General features: G+C 62.3%; 17 protein-coding genes. 3 read left to right on the top strand and 14 right to left on the bottom strand.

What is annotated here, in order from left to right; translation table 11 throughout:
• Nucleotides 1-14: 14 nt before the first annotated feature.
• The 9 genes from traM to LJY25_RS18780 all read right to left on the bottom strand — a co-directional run bounded on the left by traM (nucleotide 15) and on the right by LJY25_RS18780 (nucleotide 9,156).
• On the bottom strand, nucleotides 15-1,430 hold the full coding sequence (gene traM / locus LJY25_RS18820; protein ID WP_227610030.1) for a conjugative transposon protein TraM: 1,416 nt from the start codon (nucleotides 1,428-1,430) through the stop codon (nucleotides 15-17).
• A 14-nt stretch (nucleotides 1,431-1,444) separates the two neighbouring features.
• Complete coding sequence (locus LJY25_RS18815) at nucleotides 1,445-2,344, bottom strand: DUF4138 domain-containing protein (protein WP_227610029.1); 900 nt, start codon at nucleotides 2,342-2,344, stop codon at nucleotides 1,445-1,447.
• Nucleotides 2,345-2,371: 27 nt separating this feature from the next.
• Complete coding sequence (locus tag LJY25_RS18810; protein WP_227610028.1) at nucleotides 2,372-3,136, bottom strand: conjugal transfer protein TraK; 765 nt, start codon at nucleotides 3,134-3,136, stop codon at nucleotides 2,372-2,374.
• 63 nt (nucleotides 3,137-3,199) lie between these two features.
• A complete protein-coding gene (locus LJY25_RS18805; protein WP_227610027.1) occupies nucleotides 3,200-3,826 on the bottom strand; it encodes a hypothetical protein in 627 nt (208 codons plus the stop codon).
• A 20-nt stretch (nucleotides 3,827-3,846) separates the two neighbouring features.
• Nucleotides 3,847-4,968: a conjugal transfer protein TraG N-terminal domain-containing protein gene (locus LJY25_RS18800; protein WP_227610026.1), complete on the bottom strand. Its 1,122-nt coding sequence runs from the start codon at nucleotides 4,966-4,968 to the stop codon at nucleotides 3,847-3,849.
• Nucleotides 4,965-7,580, bottom strand: coding sequence for a VirB4 family type IV secretion system protein (locus LJY25_RS18795; RefSeq protein ID WP_227610025.1), 2,616 nt, complete (start codon nucleotides 7,578-7,580; stop codon nucleotides 4,965-4,967). The genes LJY25_RS18800 and LJY25_RS18795 overlap by 4 nt, the downstream gene beginning before the upstream one ends.
• Nucleotides 7,549-7,875, bottom strand: coding sequence for a hypothetical protein (locus tag LJY25_RS18790; protein WP_227610024.1), 327 nt, complete (start codon nucleotides 7,873-7,875; stop codon nucleotides 7,549-7,551). Before LJY25_RS18790 ends, LJY25_RS18795 begins: the two co-directional genes overlap by 32 nt.
• A gap of 9 nt (nucleotides 7,876-7,884) precedes the next feature.
• Nucleotides 7,885-8,265: a hypothetical protein gene (locus LJY25_RS18785; RefSeq protein WP_227610023.1), complete on the bottom strand. Its 381-nt coding sequence runs from the start codon at nucleotides 8,263-8,265 to the stop codon at nucleotides 7,885-7,887.
• A 102-nt stretch (nucleotides 8,266-8,367) separates the two neighbouring features.
• Entirely contained in the window at nucleotides 8,368-9,156 is a 789-nt protein-coding gene (locus LJY25_RS18780) for a hypothetical protein (protein ID WP_227610022.1), read from the bottom strand.
• 281 nt (nucleotides 9,157-9,437) lie between these two features.
• Between LJY25_RS18780 and LJY25_RS18775 the strand changes: the two genes are divergently transcribed.
• Both LJY25_RS18775 and LJY25_RS18770 read left to right on the top strand, forming a co-directional pair.
• The gene (locus tag LJY25_RS18775) at nucleotides 9,438-9,848 is read left to right on the top strand and encodes a hypothetical protein (RefSeq protein ID WP_227610021.1); all 411 of its coding nucleotides are present in this window, start codon (nucleotides 9,438-9,440) and stop codon (nucleotides 9,846-9,848) included.
• A gap of 104 nt (nucleotides 9,849-9,952) precedes the next feature.
• Nucleotides 9,953-13,030: a toprim domain-containing protein gene (locus LJY25_RS18770; protein WP_227610020.1), complete on the top strand. Its 3,078-nt coding sequence runs from the start codon at nucleotides 9,953-9,955 to the stop codon at nucleotides 13,028-13,030.
• Between the two features lie 188 nt (nucleotides 13,031-13,218).
• Here the strand turns inward: LJY25_RS18770 and LJY25_RS18765 are convergent, their stop codons facing one another.
• Nucleotides 13,219-13,998: a DUF2490 domain-containing protein gene (locus LJY25_RS18765; RefSeq protein ID WP_227610019.1), complete on the bottom strand. Its 780-nt coding sequence runs from the start codon at nucleotides 13,996-13,998 to the stop codon at nucleotides 13,219-13,221.
• A 192-nt stretch (nucleotides 13,999-14,190) separates the two neighbouring features.
• Here LJY25_RS18765 and LJY25_RS18760 point away from each other — a divergent pair, with 192 nt between their 5' ends.
• The gene (locus LJY25_RS18760) at nucleotides 14,191-15,558 is read left to right on the top strand and encodes a PQQ-dependent sugar dehydrogenase (protein ID WP_227610018.1); all 1,368 of its coding nucleotides are present in this window, start codon (nucleotides 14,191-14,193) and stop codon (nucleotides 15,556-15,558) included.
• A gap of 100 nt (nucleotides 15,559-15,658) precedes the next feature.
• Here LJY25_RS18760 and LJY25_RS18755 read toward each other — a convergent pair whose 3' ends face one another.
• The 4 genes from LJY25_RS18755 to LJY25_RS18740 form a co-directional block, all read right to left on the bottom strand.
• Nucleotides 15,659-16,585, bottom strand: coding sequence for an alpha/beta fold hydrolase (locus tag LJY25_RS18755; RefSeq protein WP_227610017.1), 927 nt, complete (start codon nucleotides 16,583-16,585; stop codon nucleotides 15,659-15,661).
• A gap of 195 nt (nucleotides 16,586-16,780) precedes the next feature.
• On the bottom strand, nucleotides 16,781-17,353 hold the full coding sequence (locus LJY25_RS18750; RefSeq protein WP_227610016.1) for an RNA polymerase sigma factor: 573 nt from the start codon (nucleotides 17,351-17,353) through the stop codon (nucleotides 16,781-16,783).
• A 215-nt stretch (nucleotides 17,354-17,568) separates the two neighbouring features.
• Nucleotides 17,569-18,741, bottom strand: a complete 1,173-nt coding sequence (locus tag LJY25_RS18745) for an alpha/beta hydrolase (protein WP_227610015.1) — start codon at nucleotides 18,739-18,741, stop codon at nucleotides 17,569-17,571.
• Nucleotides 18,742-18,928: 187 nt separating this feature from the next.
• Entirely contained in the window at nucleotides 18,929-20,587 is a 1,659-nt protein-coding gene (locus LJY25_RS18740) for a sensor histidine kinase (protein ID WP_227610014.1), read from the bottom strand.
• Nucleotides 20,588-20,704 lie beyond the last annotated feature (117 nt).

Genomic DNA, 20,704 nt, shown 5'->3' with positions numbered 1-20,704 from the left:
GTGAATGGAAAGGTTTAGCGTCCCGACGCCGTGGCCGGCCCCATCTGGCCAGCAGCAGCCGTGGTAATCAGGATGGGGTAGCCGTCGGGCAGCAGCACCTCCCGCAGCTTGGTGCGGGTTTTCGGGCGGCTTAGCACGTTCATGGCCACGCGCCCGCCCACGCCCACCACCGAGTTGGCCGCAGAGGCCGAGCGGTCAATGGCGGTGCTCACTTCCTGCATGGATTGCTGCTGCAGGTCCTGGCCGGCCAAACTGGCGTCTTTGGCAACCCGCTTCACCGGGTCAATCATGATGCCCGGCATGTAGTTGTAGTCGTAGATGCTGGCCGCGACCCGGGTAGGCCCGAGACGGTTGACTTCCAGCATCACGTTGTTAGTGCCCACGCTGGCAATGCCGGCGAAGACGGAGTTCTTGGGAAAGGTGACACCGGACACCACAGCGTCTTCCTGCAGGCGCAGCATGACCACTGAGCCTGTGCGTACTTTCTGCTCTCCGTTGATAACGCACTTGAAGAATACGTCGGGCGCCAGCTCAGCCTGGTTGCCCTGGGCCATCATTCGGGCGGAGTTGCCCACCTTGACGGTGTTAAAGCCATCCATGCCCGCGGCCCCGGTGCGGTTAGCAAGGGTCTGCGCGGCCGCTTTTGGGTCGCGAAAGCGCTTGCCGGTCATGCGCTCGTAGGCGGCGCGGGTTTCGGGTGGCGAGCTGCCCAGCATGGCCAGCACATCCGGGTCTGTTTCAAAGGGGGTACCGTCAGTATCGGTCGGGGGCAGCAGGCCTGCCCGTAGACTACGGCCGGCCCGGGAGCTGACCCGGCGGGCCGTTGAGCCTACTACCTGGCCGGGGCGCCGCCGGGGGACTACCAGCGTTTGCGCATGGTAAGAACCCGTGGTGGGGTCCTGCACCGTCGTTTCAATCGTGTCCACGTCGGCCGCGGCTAAGCGGGCTTCCTCCTGCCGGCGACGGGCGGCCAGCGTAGCCGCCGCGGCCCGCCGCTTCCGGCGCAGGGCCTGACCCAGGGTATCGGCCACAAAGGCTTCCACCACCTCGTCGGTATTGGGGCGAGCCGGGGCACTCTGGGCCTCCTGCTCCAGTCGCCGCTGCTGCTCGATTTGCGCCGAGGGGGAAATGGCAGCAGCCGGCTCTTTCGGAGCGGCCTTAATCTCCGGCTCGATGTTCTCCGAAGCCGCCGCCACGACTTCCTTTTGTTGCTGCGCGGCCTGGGTAGCGGAGCGCAGCCAGAGAAAGAGACCCCCGCCGACCAGCAGGACCAGCAGGCCGGTCAGGAGTATCCAGTTGTTGCGTAGCACCTCCATCGGAGTTGCTTTCGCCTTGTCAGCCGCGGGCCGTTCCGGGCCAAAGCGCTCGTGGCTATCGTGCTCGGCCGAGCCCATGGATGGGGGTTGCGGGTTTGGGTTTGCAGGTTCCATAAGGGAGTACAGCGTTAGATGGTAGAGGCCCGATTGATGACCCGCGACGGCACGGGCAGCACCAGCACCCGCGCCCCGTTCAGCTCCCGCAGCGTCACTTCCAGGTAGCCCCGGTCGGTCGCCGCGTAGAGCGGAATGGCGTAGGTCAGGTAGCCCGTGGTGCGACCCGAAACAACCTGGTTGGCCAGGCCACCCGAGGGAGCCAGCGGACGCCGCGCTTCGTTCTTTTTCTTGGCCAGAAACTTCTTTTGGGCATTTTCAACCAACTGGAAGTCCGTGAAATCGACGTTGTAATCGATGGCCGAGTGGTTGATGACTTTGAAGCGCAGGTAGGTGAAATCCTTGTCGTTGCGCACGTTTGCCAACGAGAGTACCAGGTCGTTGTCGACCACGGCCACCGCCTGGTGCTCCTCCTTAGACTTGCGGAGCTTGCCGAGCTTGCTCTCAACGGCAGCCTTCTTCCCCCGCTCCTTGTCCAGGGCCAGCTCATTTTCCGGCGCCGAGCCCGCAACAGCGCCAGTACCGGTGCTCATGCCCAGGGCTCCGTCTTTTTGGAAGTCGTAGAGTTGCAGCACGGGCCGGTTCACGTACACCAGCCGTCCCATCCAGTACTTGCTGCCAAAGCGGATGAGCATGGGCGTTGGCGGCGCGGACTTGCGGCGGGCGCGCACAAACACGGCGTTGGCTTCAATCTTAACCAGGTAGTTGTTGGCCATGCCCACATCAACCAGCGAGACGGGACCGCTAAAAACGAGGTAGGTGGTGGAGCTATCCGATACGGCCACGTCCAGCAGTGTCGGCGCGGCGTGCACCGCCGAGGAGGCCGGCCGCAGCATGGCCGACGTGGTTTGAGCTGAGCTGGCCGAAGCCAGCAGTAATGGCAGGCCCAGGGCCAGCAGAAGGTTAGACAACATAGAAATACGCTTTAGGAAGGAAGAGACTTATTTGCCCGGAGCCGCCGGCAAGGCCTGGCCCGGGGCCGATTGGGAAGCGGGTACATTGCCGGCGTCGGGAGCCAGGGCTCCTGCGCTGCGCTGTGCTTCCAGCAGGGCCCGCTGCCGGTCGGCTTCCTGCTCTTTCAGGGCCTGCAGCTCCTCCCGCGATACCTGCGGGTTGTAGGGGATGTAGTCGAAGTTGGTAATCAGCATGCCGTAGGGGTTGGCATCCGAGCGGTTGGTTTCGGCCAGGTTGAACTTGGCGGCCAGCGGCAGGGGCTCCTTTTGCTCGCCCCCGATGAAAATGCGCTGCTTGATGTACACCCGGCCCGACCAGGGGCGGTGGTTCATGTCGATGCTCACGCTGTCCACCGTCACGACGTTGCGGGCGGCGTAGCGCTCGTAGTTCTGCAGTACCTGACCCCGCGTGAACCCGTCGTAAATGCGTCGGCCCCCGCGGCCTTCGATGAGTGGCAGGGCCGCATCCAGGTTGGCTTTGTAGGTGTATTGGTCGTGCCCAAACATGGTCAGCATGAAGTTGCGCACCAGGTTGCGGGCCTCGTAGGCGGTGTGCGTTTCGGTGGTGGGCGCGGAGAGCGCGGCCACCGAGCCGGTTTGGCCGACCACGTACACGCGGCGGCCGCTGTTCTCATAGGCGCGGTACACGAGAAAGCCCGCTGCCAGCGACACGAGCAGGAGGGCAAAAACGCTCCCCATCGCCAGGTTGCGCATGGTGGAGAAAGAGGTACTTAGGTTTTTGGCTGAATCCATTAGAATGGTGGTTAAGTCAACATGAGGGAGTTTAGGAAGCGGGGCTTTTCTTCCCCACTGCCCCTAGTTGGCCAGGTTCAGGTACACTTGCTTGTTCTGGTAGGGGTACACCAGCAGCCGCTGCGCATTGTCCCGGTCGATGTAGGTATAGAGCACGCCCTGCACCGTTACTGGCTCTCCCGGGCGCACCTGCACGACCTTGCTGCCCAGACCCATTTCCGAGATGTGAAAGCGCATCAGGGAATCTTTCGGCGTCTGCATGACCAGCAGGGCGGACTTGGGCTTGGTCTCGACGTAGCCTGTGGGTTTCCAGTGCAGCACCGCTTCGAAGGGAATCTTGTAGCCGGGCCCTACTTTAGGGTAGCCGGGCTTGACGCCGATGCGCCACGCCGGCGGGAAGCCGATGGTGATGGGTTGCAGGTTTTGGCCCTTCACCGAAACCAGCTCCAGGTAGCCTTCTTCGGGCAATAGCTGCTGGACACCGGCTCGCACATCGACGGCCGACGCCGGTAGGGCCGGGGGCAGAACGTAGGCAGCTTTTTGAGCTGCCATGCGGGCCTGCTCGGCAGGGCTCTCAGCCTGCGTCTGCAGCGCGTCAGCGAGGGCAGCATTGGCTTTTTCCTCCTTGGATTGGCAGGAGGCAGCCAGGCCCAGGGCCAGCAGGGCAAAGTAGCGGGTTGAGTAGTTCATTTGGAAAGGAGAGGTAATAATTAAGCCGTCCACAGCCCCGAAGGCCGCTGCCGGTAGGAGGGATTCAGGGCGTCTGACATGGTGATGGAGGGCAGGCCTGCGGAGGCTGAGCTGCCGCCGCTCGGAGCCGGCGTAGCCCCACCGGAGTTGCCGCCCCCACTATCGCCACTCCCACCGCCAGAACTGCCACCACCCGAGTTGCCACCACTGCCCATGGCGCGGCCGATGGCGCCGGAAACGCCGTGCCCGCCGCCGGCCATGCCAGCTGAGACACCGGCCCCGGCTGCCGCTGCCGATGCGGCCATGCCTACCACGGAGCCCACAAAGCCCTGGGCGGCCGAGGAGCCAATAAAGAGGCTCGTCAGGTAGGGCACCATCAGGTAGAGCATGATAAATGCCACCGATACAATCAGCTGGCGGGTATCCGACTCAGCAGCTACCGGGGCGGAGAACACCCCGCCGAACGTGGTATTGGAGGCCGTGTAGAATGTGTAGAGCAGGTCCAGCAGGGCGAACGAGAGGCCCCAGAGCTGCACGGCAATGAAGTTTTGCAGCCACTTGATAGCCAGCTGCCCAAAAGCCGGCACCACCGACAGGCACAAAGAGATGGGGCCGCAGACAAACAGAAACCCGAGAATGAATTGCTGGATGAACTGCATGATTTGCCGAATCAGCAGGACCACCTCTCCGGTAATGAGCTGCAGCAGGATATTGGTCAGGCTGAACGAGGTGATGGTTTTGAGCAGGTTCGTGATTTCCTGAACTCCTTGCTCAACCACCGTTTTCTGCGACAGCGTTTCCGAAGTGCTTATGGTCGCGCCCAGCGCCGAAGCGGCCGTGGAGCCGTCGGGCGTGGCGAACATGCGGGTGAAGCCCGCAATGCCCATGCTGAGCGTGTCAATCAGCTCCTTGTAGAAGAAAAGGAGGAAGAATATCCACACGGCCTTCAGGATGGGTCCCCAATCCATGGCCAGCCCGTGACCCGAGATAAACCCTCGCCCAACGGTGTAGAGCAAGGCAATGAGCATGAAGGTGGGCGTGATGTAGCGGCAGGCCCGCAGCACGATTTGCAGGGTCTGGTCGCAGGCGCTCAGAAACCCCGGGTCAGCCCCGTAGGCGACCATTAGGTAGCAGCCGCTCATTTGGCCAGGACGCCCGTGCGGGCCTGTTTATCTTCCACAAACTGGTCGACCGCGTAGTCCAGGCGCTGCACCTTGACTTCCTCGTATTGCGGGTTTCCCTCGGCGTCCACCTTCAGCCGCCCGCTCTTGTCGAGCACCGGCTTAAGGTTGGTTTGCTGGTAGAACTTGACCAGCTTGTTGAGGTAGTTGCGCTCCACGGGCTTGGAGGTGAGAATGGCATCGAGCTGCGGCGAGGCTTCCACCCCGAATATCTTGCCCTTGGCGCCCTGCTTGATGAAGATTTCGCGCAGCGCGTCCGTGGAACGCACCGACTTAATCAAATCCATCTCGTGACCCGTCAGGCCCAGCGGGGGCTGCAGCTGCGCCAGTGAATCGGGGTTGATGTGCCGCAGGATGATTTTAGTCGCCGAGTTATTAATGATGGCCGGGCCAATCTTGCTGCTGGTAATCTCCGTGATGCCCTGGGTGATAATGGTGACCGAGCCGTTGGTTTTGCGGATGGTGCGGTACATCGACTCGATGAATTCCGAGAGCACCCCCGAGAGCATGGTCCAGGCCTCGTCCAGGGCGATGTACTTGACGTCGTCGGGAAATTTGCGGAACAGGTCTAGGCTCAGCTCGGTGATGAGCATGGCCACCACGGGATATAGGTCCGGGTCAGCCTGCACCTTGGCCAGGTCGAAGCAGATGAGCCGGTACTCGCTCAAATCCACGTCGCGCTGCGCATTCAACACCTTCTCATAGCGGCCCCCGGTTACGTACTGACCCAGCACCAGGAAGAACTGGTGCATGTCGATGTACTTCAGGTTTTTCTGGTACTGCCGGCGGGCGCCGTCCAATGGGTCGGCTTCCATGCCTTCGCCGGGCACGGCCACGGGCTTCTGCATCTCGTGGTCGAACTGCTCGACGAAGCGGTAGAAGCTTTCCATGCCGGGAAACTCCTCGTCTTTCTGATTAAGCCGGTCGCTCTCGTTGAGGCAGGCGTAGTACTCAATCAGAAAGCGCGAGAGAATGGTCCGTTCCGACTTGTCAAGGCCGGTATCCTTGCCTCCCTTCCAGAGTGCGGCCAGCAGGGCCAGGTGGAAGTTGGTTTTCTCGTCGTTGTAGAGCCACTTGCCCGAAGCGTCCCGTGGCACAATGAAGGGGTTGAACTCAATCGGCCGGGCAGGGTCGTACTCGAAGTAGGTGTTGTCGAAGTCTTCGCCGTTGAGCGACTGCAGCACGTTGCGGTAGGTACCGCCCACGTCCATGATAATCTGGCGGGCGCCCTTCTCGAAGCGCTGCACAATCAGGTTGCCGAAGGTGTAGCTCTTGCCCGAGCCCGAGGGGCCGATGACAATGGCATTCTGGTTGTCCAGGGCCGTGTTAAAGAGGTTTACCTGGACCAGATTCCGGAACCTGTCGGTGAGGTACTCCCCTACCGGGTCCGTCTTGTAAGTAGCCGTCCAGTGCGTGTAGCAGGCACCCCGGTCGGAGGAACAGGTAAGCCAGCGGTCCGGCACCTGGTAAGCGTTACCCGGCAGCAGGCCAAAGAACACGGGCAAAGCCAGGTAGCTTTCCACCACGCTTTCCGTGCCGAACATGTATCGGAACGCCGCCGTGGCCTTCTCGACGTTTTCGCGCCGGCTGTTGTCGTTGGTATCCCAGAGCAACAGGGAGAGGTGCAGGCCCACAATCTGCTTGTTCTCGGCCCTTACTTCAGCGGTGAACTCCTCGACTTCTGCCGCCCGCAGCGCATTGTCCTGCGTGGAGAGAAACGAGAGCGAAGCGTTCAGCTTGCGGTCGGTATCCAGGCTGCTTAGCTCGGCGCGGGTGTCCTGAACAAGCATGGCTTGGGTCAGCACGTGCGGGCACTGCAGCACGTGGGTGAGCGGGTAGAGCATGGGCGCGGTAACCCCGTAGCTGTTCTTTACCGCCGCGTGGGCCTCGCTGCCCTGGCCTACCATCGAGAGGATGTTGACCTTGTGCTCGCCCACGCTGAGCGTGCCCAGGTCGTTGCCGATTTCGCGCTCCTGCCGGGTAGGCTGGCCGTCGAAGTTGAGGTTGAAGTACTGCAGATACAGCTGGTGAATCTCGCGGCTGTTCATGCGCTCAAAGGCCACGCCTCCCAGGTTTTTGATGCCTTGGGTAAATTCCACGGCGCTGGATTCGGCTACCTCCAGGGTTTGCACGAGCTGCGCGAAGGGGTTCTTGATGAGGGCTTCTCCGGCCCGGGCCACCAACGCATTCACGGCATTGGTCCGGGTGGTTTTCACCGCCACCGGCGCGAACGAGAGGAATAGGTAGGACTTCTGGAACAGCACCAGCCGCTCAAAGAAGTGCTTGTTCATCTTGCCCTCGAAGTAGGTTTGCTGCGTCTTGTCTTCGCGGTAGGGCCGGTCGTAGTAGACGTCCGTTTTCTGCACGATGGTGCCCACGGGGAGCGGGCGCATCACGCCCACCAGCGTCGTCTGGAAGGCGTCGTAGTCTTCGACCGTCCAGCTTTCCATTTCGGCCGGCTCAATCACGAAGCCCACGGCGACGCGGCCATCCTTGAAGACCACTTTGTTTTCTTCAAAGGAATGCACCGGCATCACCGCGTTAAACGCGGTTGTTTTGGGTGTTTTTGCCATGGGCGGGAGGAGGTAATGGCCCCACCGCCAGTCGGCGGGGCTGAATGAAGGTGTAGGAGAGCCACCCCATCAGGAAGCCGGGGGCCTGCGTCCGGGTGAGGTAGCGCAAACCCAGGATGAGTCCGATTTCCGACAGGATGACCAGCAGGTAGAACATGCGCGGAATCTTGACCGCCATGCCCAGAAAGCCGAGCAGCAGCACCGAGCCGATAAATAGGCCCACCAGAATGCCCAGGTCTTGCAGGTTCATGCCCAGCACCTGGGCGGGCCGCTCGATGGATTTGTAGGAGCGCATGGCAGCGGCTTAGTTGGTTAGCCCACCGCCTTCGCTGCCACCTACGGCACTCACCAAGTCGTCCTTGAAGAGCTGGAAGCCAAACCAGAGCAGCACCCCGCCCACGAGCCAGCCCAGGGAACCCAGCGCGTCCGGCGAGCCCTGCACGAACTTCATGACCACCCGAATCAAGCCGATAATCAGGATAATGGCGAAAATGACCTGCACGATGCCAATCACCTTTTCCTTGACCTGCGTGAGTGCTGCTTCGGCACTTTGGGCCTTTGCTGCGCCGGTAGAGAGGGCCAGCACTGTCAGTAGTGCGTAGCCGCGCTGCTCCAATTTGGAAGGCTGGTAGGCTTGGCCGGCGACCATCAGGTTAGCCGCCAGATTGAGGGGTTTCTTAAACATAAGAATGATGGAAAGGGGGTTTGGTAGTGGGGTGCTTATCTCCCAAAAAGCAGGGTGAGAAATGCGCAGAAAGGAGGTGAGTCGTCAGTATCGGCGAGGCCTTTAGCCAGGCGCAGCGGCTTCGGTGATGAGAGCCGCAAGGGCCGCTTTCTGGCCATCCGTGCCCGTGCGCAATGCCGCCCGCTTGCGCTTCTTCAGCTCCACGGCAGCCTGGCGGTTTGCCTCGTCGTTTTTGGTGCCTGTCGCTTCCGTCAGCGGGTTGTTGAAGAGCGTTGCTGGCACGGGAGCATCTTCGGCCTTCGCACCGGCTGGCTGGGCAGGCTCCTCCCCTACCCCCGGATTCACTTCAGCAGCGGCAGTAGCTTGAATCTTGGCTGTGGCCGCCTCATCGGTGCCAAGCATATCCAGCACATTGAGCTTTGCGCCTGGTGCGTGACGAGAGGAAAGCAGCTGCGCCGCCGGCGTATCTCTTACTGGGTCTTCTTTAGCCTCTTTTGGGATAGTGGCTGTCGACGACACTGCTGTTGCCGCAGGAGTAGAAGCCGCTTCGTCGGCCTGCTCGGTGGGTTGAGGCCGCACTTCATTTTCGAGTGCCTGAGCTTCCTCGACACGAGCCGTTTCCTCCGCTTTTACTTGTTGTTCTTTTGCCTCAATGTCCTCCGGTATGAGTTGCGACAAAGGGCTGTCTGCCCCAGAGCGCGGGGATACTTTCGCAGTCTCCCGAATAGGAATGACTGACGCCGGGCCATAGTGAAAAGACCAAACAGATTTATGGTTGCTCTTTGCCACGAGGTCTGCTTTCGGCCCCTTGTTCCTGCCACGCCTCCAGGCCAGGCCGGACAGCACTCCAATTAGGAAAAGTGCAAAAGCAACGAGCAGAGCCATTTTCATATGAGCCCTGCTTACGGCCCCTCTTCTGAAATAGTTCTGAAAAATTTCTGAAACAATTCTTTTATGGTTCTTTATAACCTCTGAAAAGATTCTGCGTTAGGGCTAGTCAACCGGGCCCTAGCTGGCTGACTCCTCGGAGTTACCAGTTAGGCTCGGGGTATTATTGCGGGTTTTGGGTTAAGGTATTTGCAGCGATTGGCTGCAATTCGTGTCTTTGTGAATTATCCTTCGTTTACAGTTCACTGAAACACACCTTCACCCCTAATTCCTCACCACCCCGCATGGTACCATCTCCACACATCTCGGCCCCCCTGGGCTTCCCTGACCTACAGCTTACCGTTCCCTATGCCGATGTTTTACGCTACGCCCAGTTTCGATTACTAATGCTTGCCAAAGGGGAGCTAAAATCGTTTTGCGACCAGCACGAGCTTCCCTACACCAGCATCGTTGGCCTGAAAAACAACTCCCTCAAACGCGAAGAGCCCCGCCTGCTGCAACGCCTGCTGCGCAGCCTTGACGTCACGACGGAGCTAATCAGGATTCCCCCCAATAGCGTGACCCCACGCTTCCTGTTTGCCAATTCGGAGGCCCTGTCCACTTTTCAAAAGCAGCTCAAATGCTTTGACAGCGGCACCCCTCCCCTCCCCGATGCCGGGCATGCCGACGGCGCCCCAGCTTCTCCTGCCCCGTAACCACGACCGGATAGTATTCTTGGTAGCGTAGCGGTCCCACCCACCGCTACTCTTTCCCCGCCCGGAGCTACTGGTCAACAAAGACCACCAGTAAGCTTCCCGCAATGAATGCACCTACCCGAGAAAACGACCCCACCGAGCTTGACCGGTTCAAGCGTGACATTGACCTTGTCGACTATGCCGAGCGCCAGGGCTACCAGGTGAAAAAGGAAGGCAAGCGCGGTGATTGGCACCAGCTCGTCAAGGACGGGGAGGTGCTCATCGTCACCCGCAAAGACGACCATCAGGTTTACCTGAACACCGGCGACGACCGCGACAAGGGCAGCATCATTGATTTTGCGAAAACCCGGGGTGGCGATGGCCACGGGCTGAATTTGGGGCAGGTCCGGCAGCAGCTACGCGAGTACCTGAATGACGGGCCTGCCCCAACGCGCATCTATGCTCCCCCAGTGGACGTGAGCCGGCTTAACGCGTTGCCCGTGGGCGACCCGGACCACGAGCGCCAGCAGCAGGAAGACCGCAAAACGCGGCTGATTGCCGAGGTGCTGGGCGTCAATAAGGAGTTGACGGACCGCACGTATCTGCACAGCCGGGGTATTACCGATAGCACGATTGAGAGTCCCGCTTTCCAGGGCCGCATCTTCACCGCGCAGCAGAACGAGCACAAGAATACGGCCTTCCCGCTCTATAATGAGCAGGGCTTGGCCAGCGTCGAGCAGAAGAACGAGCACTACAAAAACCTGCTGCCGCTGCCTAAAAATGGCATTTGGGTATCGCACCCCACGCAGGGCAAGGATACGCCCGTCGAGCGCGTGGTCGTGTCCGAATCAGCCATTGACTCGCTCTCCCATTACCAGCTCAAACACGAGCAGGACCCTAAGAATACGATTTACATTGCCACCAGCGGCACTCCCACCGAAGCGCAGGTAGCCTTGATTCAGCGGGTCATTGACAAGCAAGAGCCCCAGGAAGTCGTGCTGGCCAATGACCGCGACGCCGGCGGGCGGCAGTTCAACATGAATTACATGAATGAGCTGCACCCAGCCCGGCCGCTGATTCCTGTAGCCGACCAAGAAGCCTACAAGGAAGCCAGCCGGCCGGTTCAGTGGCACGCCACCAGCGACAAGTACCACACCGCGCTTAAAGTGAGCTACCACCACGAGAGCGCCGAAAGCGGCGCCGCCCAGGTTCAGCAGCTCACGGACCGGGTAGCGAAGATGAACGGCACCGGGGAAGCCGGTCCTACTATTGAGTTGGAAGTCCAGCGCAGCACCGAGCGGGAAACCGTCCTCCGCTTGTCGGTGGCTAAGGCCGACACCGCCCAGCTCGAAGTCATCAGTCAGGAGCTTTACCGCCAGCGGGAGCAGCTACGGCCCGAGCAGGAGCGCAGCCAGGAAGCCTTTATTCGCGTTGACTATCCGCAGGCCAAGGACTGGAACCGTGACCTGGAGCTAACGGCCCAGGGCATGAATGCCGAGCAAATCCGGGCCCAAGCCGCGCTCGATGAGCAACAACGTGCCGCCGAGCGGGAACAGCGCCGGCAGCAGGAGGACCAGCAGCGCCAGGCGGAGTACGCCCGCTCCACCGCGATGGAACGTGATGAGCAGGAAACCCGCCGTCAGTACGACGAGGCCCAGAAACAGCGGGCACGGGATAACACCCCGGAAGCGCAGAAGGAGCGTCAGCAGGAGGACCAGCGGTTTAATCAGGCGGTGATGGGCGCGGCCGTCGCCGACGCCGGCAGCCCCGACGACGGGCGACCATTCCGCTCCTACCGCAGTGAGCAGGAAGCGGCGGAGCAAACCGCGCAGTTCGTGCATGCAAAAGATGCTGGCCTAGTGCTGCTGAAGGAGTACATCAACGATAACCCCCCTCCTACCGGCCGCAAGGTCGATGAAGCCGAGCAGGAAGAGCTTCGCAGCCGGGCCCGATATGCCGAGCCCGCAGCCGCCATCAACTTGCCCATTGGCCCGCCCGCTGAGGAGAAAACGGCAACGTGGAAAATTGACGAGGTAGCCGCCAACACCACCGGTCGTGCCGAGGCCTGGAAGGAAGTCCTGGATAATTCCGGCTACTCGATGCGCACGAGCGAAGTGCGGAGCACTGTGGACGAGCAGGGTATCCGCCGGGCCGAGTTCGATATGACGTATCGGAACGACCAGCCGGACATTGCCATCATTCACGCCATCGTGACCAACACCAATGCCCGCGCCGAGGCCGGCAATGAAAAGTATGCCGGTGTGAGCGTAGCTGAAAGCGAACCGGACCGCGCCGCTCGTCAGGCCGCAGCGGAAGCCGCTACCATCCAGCCCCATAACCGGGACCGCAGCCAGGACGTTGCGGACAAGCCTTCCGAAGTACAGTTGAGTTCCACGCCGGAAGCCGTATCAGCCGAAGCGCAGCAGCCCGAACGCAGCTTCACCGCCGCTCCCATCTATGTCAACGCTGTGCCCACCGCGGAGGGCCAAATCAACAGTCGGGACACCAGCCCGCAGGCGGCGAGTTACAGCCTCTATCAAATTCAGGTAGACGCGCATAACCCCGACCGGGCTGTACTGTTGCCTGCCCCCGGGGCCGACCCGCAGCTACTAAATGGTTATCACACCGTCATGCAACCGGCCTACAACCTGAGCGGCGCACCGAAGCAGGGCGATGCATACGTAGCCGTGAGCAGCCCCACGCAACTCGAACGCACCGAGGAAGGGTGGCGCATTGCCCAGCGTGGCCAAGCTGGCTTCTCCCCCACTCCTGCCCCGGGGCTGAACACCGGCCAGGAGCGCAGCACCGTGCCTACCCCTTCCGAAAAGGAAGCGGCCAATGTCAGTGCCCAGGGCAAGGGCAGCGAGAAGCAGGTTATTATCAAGGTGGACGAGCCACCTATCAAGGCGGGCGAACGGGGCCAGGCCGAGGCCGTGAAAGCGGCTATCACCAGCAGCGGAGCCAAAGTCGGCGACATTCAGAGCACCACCGACGAGCAGGGCATCCGTCACTCGGAAATGAAGGTATCATACCGAACCGAACAACCCGAGCTTAACAGAATCAGTCAAACGCTTGACGCAGTGGCTAATCAGAAAGGCAGCCAGGTAATCGAGCACAGCAGCGACCGGGCCGAGCGGAAGGATATTAGTCGGGGCCAGGAAATATCCCTTAAACGGACGCGCACCGCAGAAATCACCCGGTAGACGGTCACTTTGCGCCCGCCGACCGCGCCTAGGACAACTTTCGCCATGCCTTTTAGTGAATATCCAGTCGGCTCACGCAGGGGGACATCCAGACGAAATCCACCATTTTTGAACCGCCCTGTTCACATTGGTTTGCAATGTGTAGAATCCAGGGGCCCCTCTCGCTTTTACGCTGATGCGCCGAGCTTCTACTCCGAGCTAAAATCCAGGTTGTACAGGACGTTGAGCCGAAAGCCCTGGTTATGCTCAAACACGGGCCGGTTGGTAGCCGGGTCAGGAGTGGCGTGCTGGCTGATTTGGTAGAGGTAGTTCAGCTCGACTTTCGCATGCTCTTTAAACCGGTAGCCCAGGCCGCCGGACAGCCGGTTCTGGTTGAACACGTTGGCGCCGACGTTTTGGCCAAAGCCAATGAACAGCTCGTCGAATGCATTCAGGTACCATTCGCCGTCGTCCACCGTGGGGCCCTGCAGCGCCCACTCGCCGGCCAACTGGTAGCGGATGCGGTGCTGGTATTCCCAGTCCAGCACGCGGCCCCGGCCATCCTCGCCACGGGAGCCCAGCCAGCGTTGCTCCAGCCGCAGGCGGTGCGTCAGGGTCAGGCGCCCCAGCGGCTCGTCCTGCAGGGTCAGGTCCTCGTACAGCCGCTGCTCGGGCGCAGCCTCACTCGTCACGGTGGGGTAGCGGCCGTAGCGGTGGGTCTGGAAATACGTGTAGCCACCCGAGGCCTGTACCCGCTTGCTGAGTGTGCGCACCAGCCCCAGGCGGGCGAGCTGGTTTTGCGGCGCCTTGAGCCAGTTCACCCGCCGCGCCTGGTACTCGGTGTGCACCGCCCACTTTCTAGTTACCTGATGGTCGCCCGCGTACACAAACCAGCCCAGGGTGTTGTGGTCCGTAAGCCGGGGCGTCTGGCCGAAGCCAGCACGAGTTGACAGCAGGAACAGTCCAGCCAGCAGCAAAGGGCGGCTCATCAGCCCGTGGTAAAAAAGACGAATAGCTGGTGGTGTCATTTCAGGGGGCAGCCGTTGGTGCGCACAACAACCTGTTTTGCTTCGCCGTAACCGATAAGCTGCCTTTTACGGGCGTAACGCAACAACGCCGGTGCTCACTCCGCCCTCAAGGGCTTCCGGGCACTGGTTTATGGTTCTCAATCCTTTCCTTTCATGGTGATAAAATCTCTTCGGCTTCTGCCCCTGCTGGGCTTGGTGGCCGCCTGCGGCGGGCCTTCTGCCCAGGAAAAGCAGGAGGCCGCGGCCACGACGCCCGCGCAAACGGTGGAAACGGCCACCAAGTCCCTCGACCTACCAACGCCGTACGCCACCGAGTCCGCCACGCGACGCAGCCACGTCACGGGCTGGCCCGCGGACAAAACGCCCACCGCGCCGGCTGGTTTTGCCGTGGCCGAGTTCGCCGGCAGCCTCGACAGCCCCCGCTGGGTGTACGTGGCCCCGAATGGCGACGTGCTGGTGGCCGAGTCGAACACGGTGCCCAAAACGGTGAAGAAAAAGGTAGCCGCCGCGCTGAAACTGGACCCTTCCAAAGCGATTAAATCGACCAGCGCCAACCGCATTACGCTGCTGCGCGACGCCGACGGCCGGCCGGAAGTGCGCACGGTGCTGCTCTCGGGCCTTAACCAGCCCTTGGGCATGCTGGTGCTCGGCGATGCGCTGTACGTGGCCAACACTGACGCCGTGCTGAAATATGCCTATAAGGCCGGGCAAACCAAAATTACCGGGCCGGGGCAGAAAATCATGAGCCTACCGGCCGGCGGCTACAACAACCACTGGACCCGCAACCTGCTGGCCAGCCCCGATGGCGCAAAGATTTACGTGACGGTGGGCTCGGCCAGCAACGTGATGGAGCACGGCGCCAAGGAAGAGGAGCGCCGCGCCAACGTCTTGCAAATCAACCCTGATGGCAGCGGCGAAAAAGTGTACGCCAGCGGCCTGCGCAACCCCGTGGGCCTGGCCTGGGCCCCCGGCACCCAAACATTGTGGACGGCCGTCAACGAGCGCGACGAACTGGGCGATGAGCTGGTGCCCGACTACCTGACTAGCGTGAAAGAAGGTGGCTTCTACGGCTGGCCCTACGCCTACTTCGGCCCCAATGAGGACCCACGCCGCAAGGGCGAGCGGCCCGACTTGGTGCAGAAAACCCTGGTACCCGAAGTGCCCCTGGGGGCCCACACCGCCTCGCTGGGCCTGGCCTTCTACGATAAAACGGCTTTTCCTGCCAAGTACCGTGGCGGGGCCTTTATTGGCCAGCACGGCTCGTGGAACCGGACAGCTTTCTCGGGGTACAAGGTGGTGTTCGTGCCTTTCGCGGGGGCCAAGCCCAGCGGTCCCCCCGAGGACTTCCTGACCGGCTTTCTGGCCGGCGGCGACTCGGACGATGCTTACGGACGGCCCGTGGGCGTGGCAACCTTGCCCGATGGCTCGCTGCTCGTCGCCGACGACGCCGGCAACAAGCTGTGGCGCGTGAGCGCCACCTCCAGTACCCAGGCGGGTGGAAGCGGACGCACCAGCCACTGAGCAGCGGCTCGGCCGTGGGTCCCGTTTAGTTTACTTCAAAAAAGCCCGGGCAGTATACACTGCCCGGGCTTTTTTACCTTAGGATTCTTCAACCATCCTTTCAGCGCTTGCGGCGCCGTAACAGCCAGACCACACCGGCCACCAGGGCCAGGCCCGCGGCCGCCACGGCTGCTTTCGGCACGGCGCGGGAAGCAACTGTCCCTTCGGCGGGTGGGGCAATGTCTTCGTCCCGGTACGCCTGGCGGGAGAGCGTGGCCAGAATGAGCCGGGTGGCTTCGGCCGGCTGGTCCCACTGCGGGAAGTGGCCGCAGTTTTCAAACCAGTACAGGCGGGCATCCGGGAATTTAGCCAGGGCCCGCGGAGCCTGGCGGGGCAGGCATACCCAGTCCTGCCGGCCCCACCCAATGACCACGGGCGCTGATAGACTGCCGGCCGGTGCCCCCTGCTGCACTTCGCCGTGGGCCAGCTGGTCGAGCATCTCTCCAAACACGGGGGTGTGGGCGAAGGAGTGCATCTCCGCTTGGGCCTGGTCGGCGTCCACGGCCCAGGGCCGGGCCGAAAACTGGGGCAGCAGGGCCGTGCGGCCCGCGGCCGAGTGCATCAGCGCGGGCATGAGCGGCTGCAACGCCGCGACCAGTTTTTGCGACACGGCCACCGAATGATAGAACACGGGCACTTCCCAGCCCTCCCAGAACCCGCCGGGGTCCAGTGACACCACCGCGCCCAGCACGCCCCCGCGCCGGGCCAGCTCCAGCACCAGCCGGGCGCCCATGGAGCTGCCCACCGCGTCGATGCCCAGCAGGTGCTGCTCGGTGAGAAAGTCCGTCAGCGCATCGGCCAGCGCGCCAATGGTCTGCGCGCCGGGCAGGGGCGCCGAGTCGCCGTGGCCCGGCAAATCCACGGCGATGACCTCGTGCTTGGCTGCCAGCGCGTCAAGAATGGTGTTCCAGGAGCGCCAGCTGCCGCCAATGCCGTGTACCAGCAACAAGGGCGTCCCGGTGCCGCGCCGAATAAAGTGTAAGGCCATGGAGGGGTCGTATAGGCCACCCGGCAGCGCAAGGTCTACGGGGCAGCGATGGATGGTTAATGAGAAGAATGTAGTGCCTGCGGGCGAGGCACAGTGGAGCCTTTACGTGCCCGGTGATAGAACCGCCGTGGAGCGGTTGTCTTTTGGTTGCGGTATTGGTTGGAGCCGGGATGGCATCACGGGGCGCATGGCCCGCTAGTCGCCCACTCCGCCCACCCGTGCGACTCGGGCCAGCGCCACCAATGCCGCCCGCGCCCGGGTCTTCACCGTGGCCAGAGGAATACCCAGCTCCTCCGCTGCTTCCGCCTGCGTGTAGCCCCCGAAGTACAGCAAGTCGATAACCGCCCGCTGCGCGGACTTGAGTTGCAGCGTCAGTTCACGCAACCCAATGTGCTCCGGCCTAAAGGACGGTGGGGCCGGGGCCCGCTGCGCCCCGGCGACCTCCAAGGATTTGTTGCCTTTGTGAAAGCGGTAGCGCGGGCTGCGCATCGCGTCAACGGCTTGGTTGCAGCACACGCGCACCATCCAGGTAAATAGCCGCCCCTTGTCCGGGTCGTAGCTGCCGATGCTCAACCATACCTTCAACAGCCCTTCCTGCAGCACGTCCTCGGCCAGCTCCCGGTCGCGCACCAGCCGAACCAGTACCGAGAGCAAGTTGCGGGCATAGCGCGCTTCCAGCAGGTGCAGCGCCTGCTCGTCCCGGGCTAGTAGCCGCCGCACCAGATTTTGTTCGTCGGTATGTTCAGGTAGCGGTACCGCAGGCAGCATAGAGAAAAAAGGAGAAAGGCAACCTAAAATGGCCCGCCGGTAAGCTTAAAAAGAAATATAATGGGCCATAAAGGAGGCAAAAGACCAGAAATGGCGCCAACACGTTTAAACGTTTGAAGTTCCCGCCCGACCAGTCCCTCGCCAGTTGCTCCCTCGCCAAAAAAGCCCCAACTCCAAGGAGTCAGGGCCTTTCGGTACGTCAACGTCGGGGTGCCTTATTTCAACGCCCCTTTCAGGTCCCCGGTGGCTACGCCTTGGGCGTCCTTCGCCTCGGGCACCACGGCCGCCATGCCAAAGAATTCGTGGGTTGTGCCATCGTAGAGCTTGTAATTCACTTTTACGCCCGCGGCGGTGAGCCGGTCGGCCAGGGTTTTGCCCTCGCTGGTCAGCGGGTCATACTCAGCACCGATGATGGTAGTGGGGGGAAGTCCTTTTAGGTTGGCCGCCACCAAGTTGATGCGGGGGTCCTTGGCGTCGGCGGGGGTGCGCAGGTAGTTCTTAAAGAACCACTCCATGCCGCCTTTATTAAGGGGCGCGGTTTCGGTGTTGGCCTGGTAGGAAGGCGTGTTGGTGTCGGAGCCGGCAATGGGGTACACCAGCACCTGATATTTGGGCATGGCCACTTTCTTGTCGCGGGCCATGATGCTCATGTTTAGGGCCAGGTTGCCGCCGGCGCTTTCGCCCACCACGGCCACCCGGTTGGGGTCGCCCTTCATAGTGGCGGCGTTTTTCAGCACGTACTGGTACGCGGCAAACGAGTCGTCGTGCGCCGTGGGGAACTTGCGCTCGGGTGCCTTGCGGTACTCCACCGACACCACCACGGCGCCCACCTGCTCGCACAGGGCCTGGGCCGAGGCCGCGTAGGTGTCGTTGGTGGCAATCACCCAGCCGCCACCGTGGTAATACACAATGACGGGGTACGAGGCCGCGCCGCCCTTGGGCGTGTAGATGCGGGCCCGCACGCCGGGCATCAGGGTTTTGGTCACCGTGTCGCACGCCATGGGCGGCGGGGTGATGCCGCTGGCGCGCATCTGCTTCATGGCCGCGTCGGCGGGGCTGGGCTGCTTGCGGGCCTGCACGGCGGTGAGTTCGGGCAGGGGCTTGTTTTTGAAGCTCATCAGCTGCTCAATCACGGCCTGCATCTCGGGCTTGAGGTTAGGCCCCCAGCCCGGCTTGGCGCCGGTGGGCTGCACATTGCCGTTGCCGCTGGAAGCAGTGGCCGTGGTGGCAGCGCTATCCGATGCCGCGTTGGTTTCTTCGGAAATAACGGTGGCAGTCTGGTCAGTTTCGGTTGCCTTGGGTTTCGAGTCGCAGCTGCTCAGCAGCAGGCCACCGGCCAGGGCCGGGGCTAGCAGCCACGCTGGCCGCGGGGAAGAGGGAGAAAACATCATCTGAAAGAATGTCGCGTAAGGTGAAAGAATGGAGATGCTTGTCACCTGCTTACGGCCACGGGATCGCGCAAGTTGACGAAATGCCTACCCGCCGCTCATGCCATCAGCCCCGTCCCGGAAAGGCGCGTTGCGCCTCGGACCGTTTCGGTTTACTGTCCGCCACAATAGGCATTTGAAATGCATGCTACTGGCTAGCGTTCCCGGCCTGCTGCGGGGCCTGGCCCAAGTACACCCGAAACGTGGCCCCCTCGCCCACGCGGCTGTCCACCTCCAAGCGGCCGCCGTTGGCCTGCACCAGCCGGTTCACCAAGTAAAGCCCCACCCCCGTGCCCTCGGTGTGGTCGTGGAAGCGCTCAAACAACTGGAACAGCTCCGCGCCGTGCTTTTCGGCGTCGAAGCCCAACCCGTTGTCCTGCACCCACAGCACGGGCTGGCCCGCGTCAAGCAACAGCGAGACGTGCACCCGGCCCGGCCGGGCCGGGTCGGCGTACTTGAATGCGTTGCTGAGCAGGTTGAGCACGATGGTGCGCAGCGTGGCCCGCGGGTAGACCACCACGGGCCGGGCCGCAAAGTCGGTGGTGACGCGGGCGCGGGCGGCCCGCACCTGCGGCTCGAGCACCTGCAGCACGTCCGCTACCACATCGGCCAGCGCCACGGCCTCAACCGACGCGGTGTGTTGCACTTGCCCCAAGGCGGCTAGGTCGTCGAGAGTCGCGGTCAGTTCGCGCAGGGTTTTCTCAATCAGGGGCACCATCACTCCTTCTTCGGCGGGGTCAACGAAGGTGACGCTGCGGCGCAGTTCGCCGATGAGGCCGGCCAGGTTGAGCACGGGCAGCTTCAGGTCGTGGCTGGCCGCGTACACAAAGCTGTCGAGGTTGGCGTTGGTGCGCGTGAGCTGGCGGTTGCTCTCCTGCAGCTCCTCGTTGCTGGTTCCCAGCTCCTGCGTGCGTTGCTGCACGCGGGCCTCCAGCTCCTGGTTGAGCTGCTCGACCTGCCGGCGGGAGCGCACCTGCTCGCTTACGTCGTACGTGAAGTCCATCACGCCGTCAATGTGGCCCTGCACGTTGCGCAGCGGGTGCAGGGAAATGTTGAGAAAGACCTGCACGGGCTGGCCGTTGCCGTGAAAGTCGAACCAGCCTTCCATTTCGCGGAGGTAGACCGGCTCCCCGGTCTGGTAGACCTGGTCAAACAAGGCCACTACCCCCAGCGCTTCGGCCTCCGGGGTGCCTTCGCGAAATGGCTTCCCCAGGAAGGAGCGGTGGGGAAACAGGCTCTGGTAGGCCGGGTTGACAAACTGGTAGATGTGGTCGGGGCCCTGGTAGACGGCAATGTAGGCCGGCATCTGCGTGAGCACCTCGCGGAAGCGCTGGCGCTGTTGCTCGACCTGGGCGCGCGCCGCCTGCTCGACCGCCTGGCTTTCCTCAAGCCGCGCCTGGGCCTGCACTTCGGCCGTGACGTCCACGGCGGCGTGAATAATCTGCACCACCTGCCCGTGGGCATCGAGCACGGGCGCGTTGAGGGCTTGCCAATGGCGCTCGACGAACAGCCCGGGGCGCTCCGGGTCGGGCATGTCGTAGTGCTGCTGGGCGATGCGCTGCGGCTGCTTGGTGGCGAGCACCTGCGTCAGCGAGGCGTGCACGTTGCGGCTGCTATTGGCCTCGGGCGTGTCGGGGTTATCGGGAAAGGCGTCGAACATGTACTGCCCGACCAACTGCTCGCGCCGGGTCAGCGTGGCGCGCAAGTAGGACTCGCTCACGGCTTCGATGACAAACGCCGGCGAGAGCAGCAAGTGGGGCGTGGGCAGGGCGTTGAAGAGCAGGACCGACTCGGGGGAAGCAGGCATAGGGGAGTCAGTAAAAAATAGCCAAGGCGAAGGTATACGCCTTGGTTTCCGGGGGATGGCGCCCCGGAGCGCTCCCGGCATTGGTATACTACCCGTTCAGCCAGCTTCCATACGCAC

The sequence above is a fragment of the Hymenobacter translucens genome, assembly GCF_020685205.1.
GTDB classification, from domain to species: domain Bacteria; phylum Bacteroidota; class Bacteroidia; order Cytophagales; family Hymenobacteraceae; genus Hymenobacter; species Hymenobacter translucens.
The sequence above is the reverse complement of the archived record's forward strand: the minus strand, read 5'-3'. Positions and strand labels throughout refer to the sequence as shown.

Bases quoted from the DNA above. Each gene is read 5' to 3' on its own strand.
- traM (WP_227610030.1), bottom strand. From the start codon at position 1,430: ATGGAACCTGCAAACCCAAACCCGCAACCCCCATCCATGGGCTCGGCC.
- LJY25_RS18815 (WP_227610029.1), bottom strand. From the start codon at position 2,344: ATGTTGTCTAACCTTCTGCTGGCCCTGGGCCTGCCATTACTGCTGGCT.
- LJY25_RS18810 (WP_227610028.1), bottom strand. From the start codon at position 3,136: ATGGATTCAGCCAAAAACCTAAGTACCTCTTTCTCCACCATGCGCAAC.
- LJY25_RS18805 (WP_227610027.1), bottom strand. From the start codon at position 3,826: ATGAACTACTCAACCCGCTACTTTGCCCTGCTGGCCCTGGGCCTGGCT.
- LJY25_RS18800 (WP_227610026.1), bottom strand. From the start codon at position 4,968: ATGAGCGGCTGCTACCTAATGGTCGCCTACGGGGCTGACCCGGGGTTT.
- LJY25_RS18795 (WP_227610025.1), bottom strand. From the start codon at position 7,580: ATGGCAAAAACACCCAAAACAACCGCGTTTAACGCGGTGATGCCGGTG.
- LJY25_RS18790 (WP_227610024.1), bottom strand. From the start codon at position 7,875: ATGCGCTCCTACAAATCCATCGAGCGGCCCGCCCAGGTGCTGGGCATG.
- LJY25_RS18785 (WP_227610023.1), bottom strand. From the start codon at position 8,265: ATGTTTAAGAAACCCCTCAATCTGGCGGCTAACCTGATGGTCGCCGGC.
- LJY25_RS18780 (WP_227610022.1), bottom strand. From the start codon at position 9,156: ATGAAAATGGCTCTGCTCGTTGCTTTTGCACTTTTCCTAATTGGAGTG.
- LJY25_RS18775 (WP_227610021.1), top strand. From the start codon at position 9,438: ATGGTACCATCTCCACACATCTCGGCCCCCCTGGGCTTCCCTGACCTA.
- LJY25_RS18770 (WP_227610020.1), top strand. From the start codon at position 9,953: ATGAATGCACCTACCCGAGAAAACGACCCCACCGAGCTTGACCGGTTC.
- LJY25_RS18765 (WP_227610019.1), bottom strand. From the start codon at position 13,998: ATGAGCCGCCCTTTGCTGCTGGCTGGACTGTTCCTGCTGTCAACTCGT.
- LJY25_RS18760 (WP_227610018.1), top strand. From the start codon at position 14,191: ATGGTGATAAAATCTCTTCGGCTTCTGCCCCTGCTGGGCTTGGTGGCC.
- LJY25_RS18755 (WP_227610017.1), bottom strand. From the start codon at position 16,585: ATGGCCTTACACTTTATTCGGCGCGGCACCGGGACGCCCTTGTTGCTG.
- LJY25_RS18750 (WP_227610016.1), bottom strand. From the start codon at position 17,353: ATGCTGCCTGCGGTACCGCTACCTGAACATACCGACGAACAAAATCTG.
- LJY25_RS18745 (WP_227610015.1), bottom strand. From the start codon at position 18,741: ATGTTTTCTCCCTCTTCCCCGCGGCCAGCGTGGCTGCTAGCCCCGGCC.
- LJY25_RS18740 (WP_227610014.1), bottom strand. From the start codon at position 20,587: ATGCCTGCTTCCCCCGAGTCGGTCCTGCTCTTCAACGCCCTGCCCACG.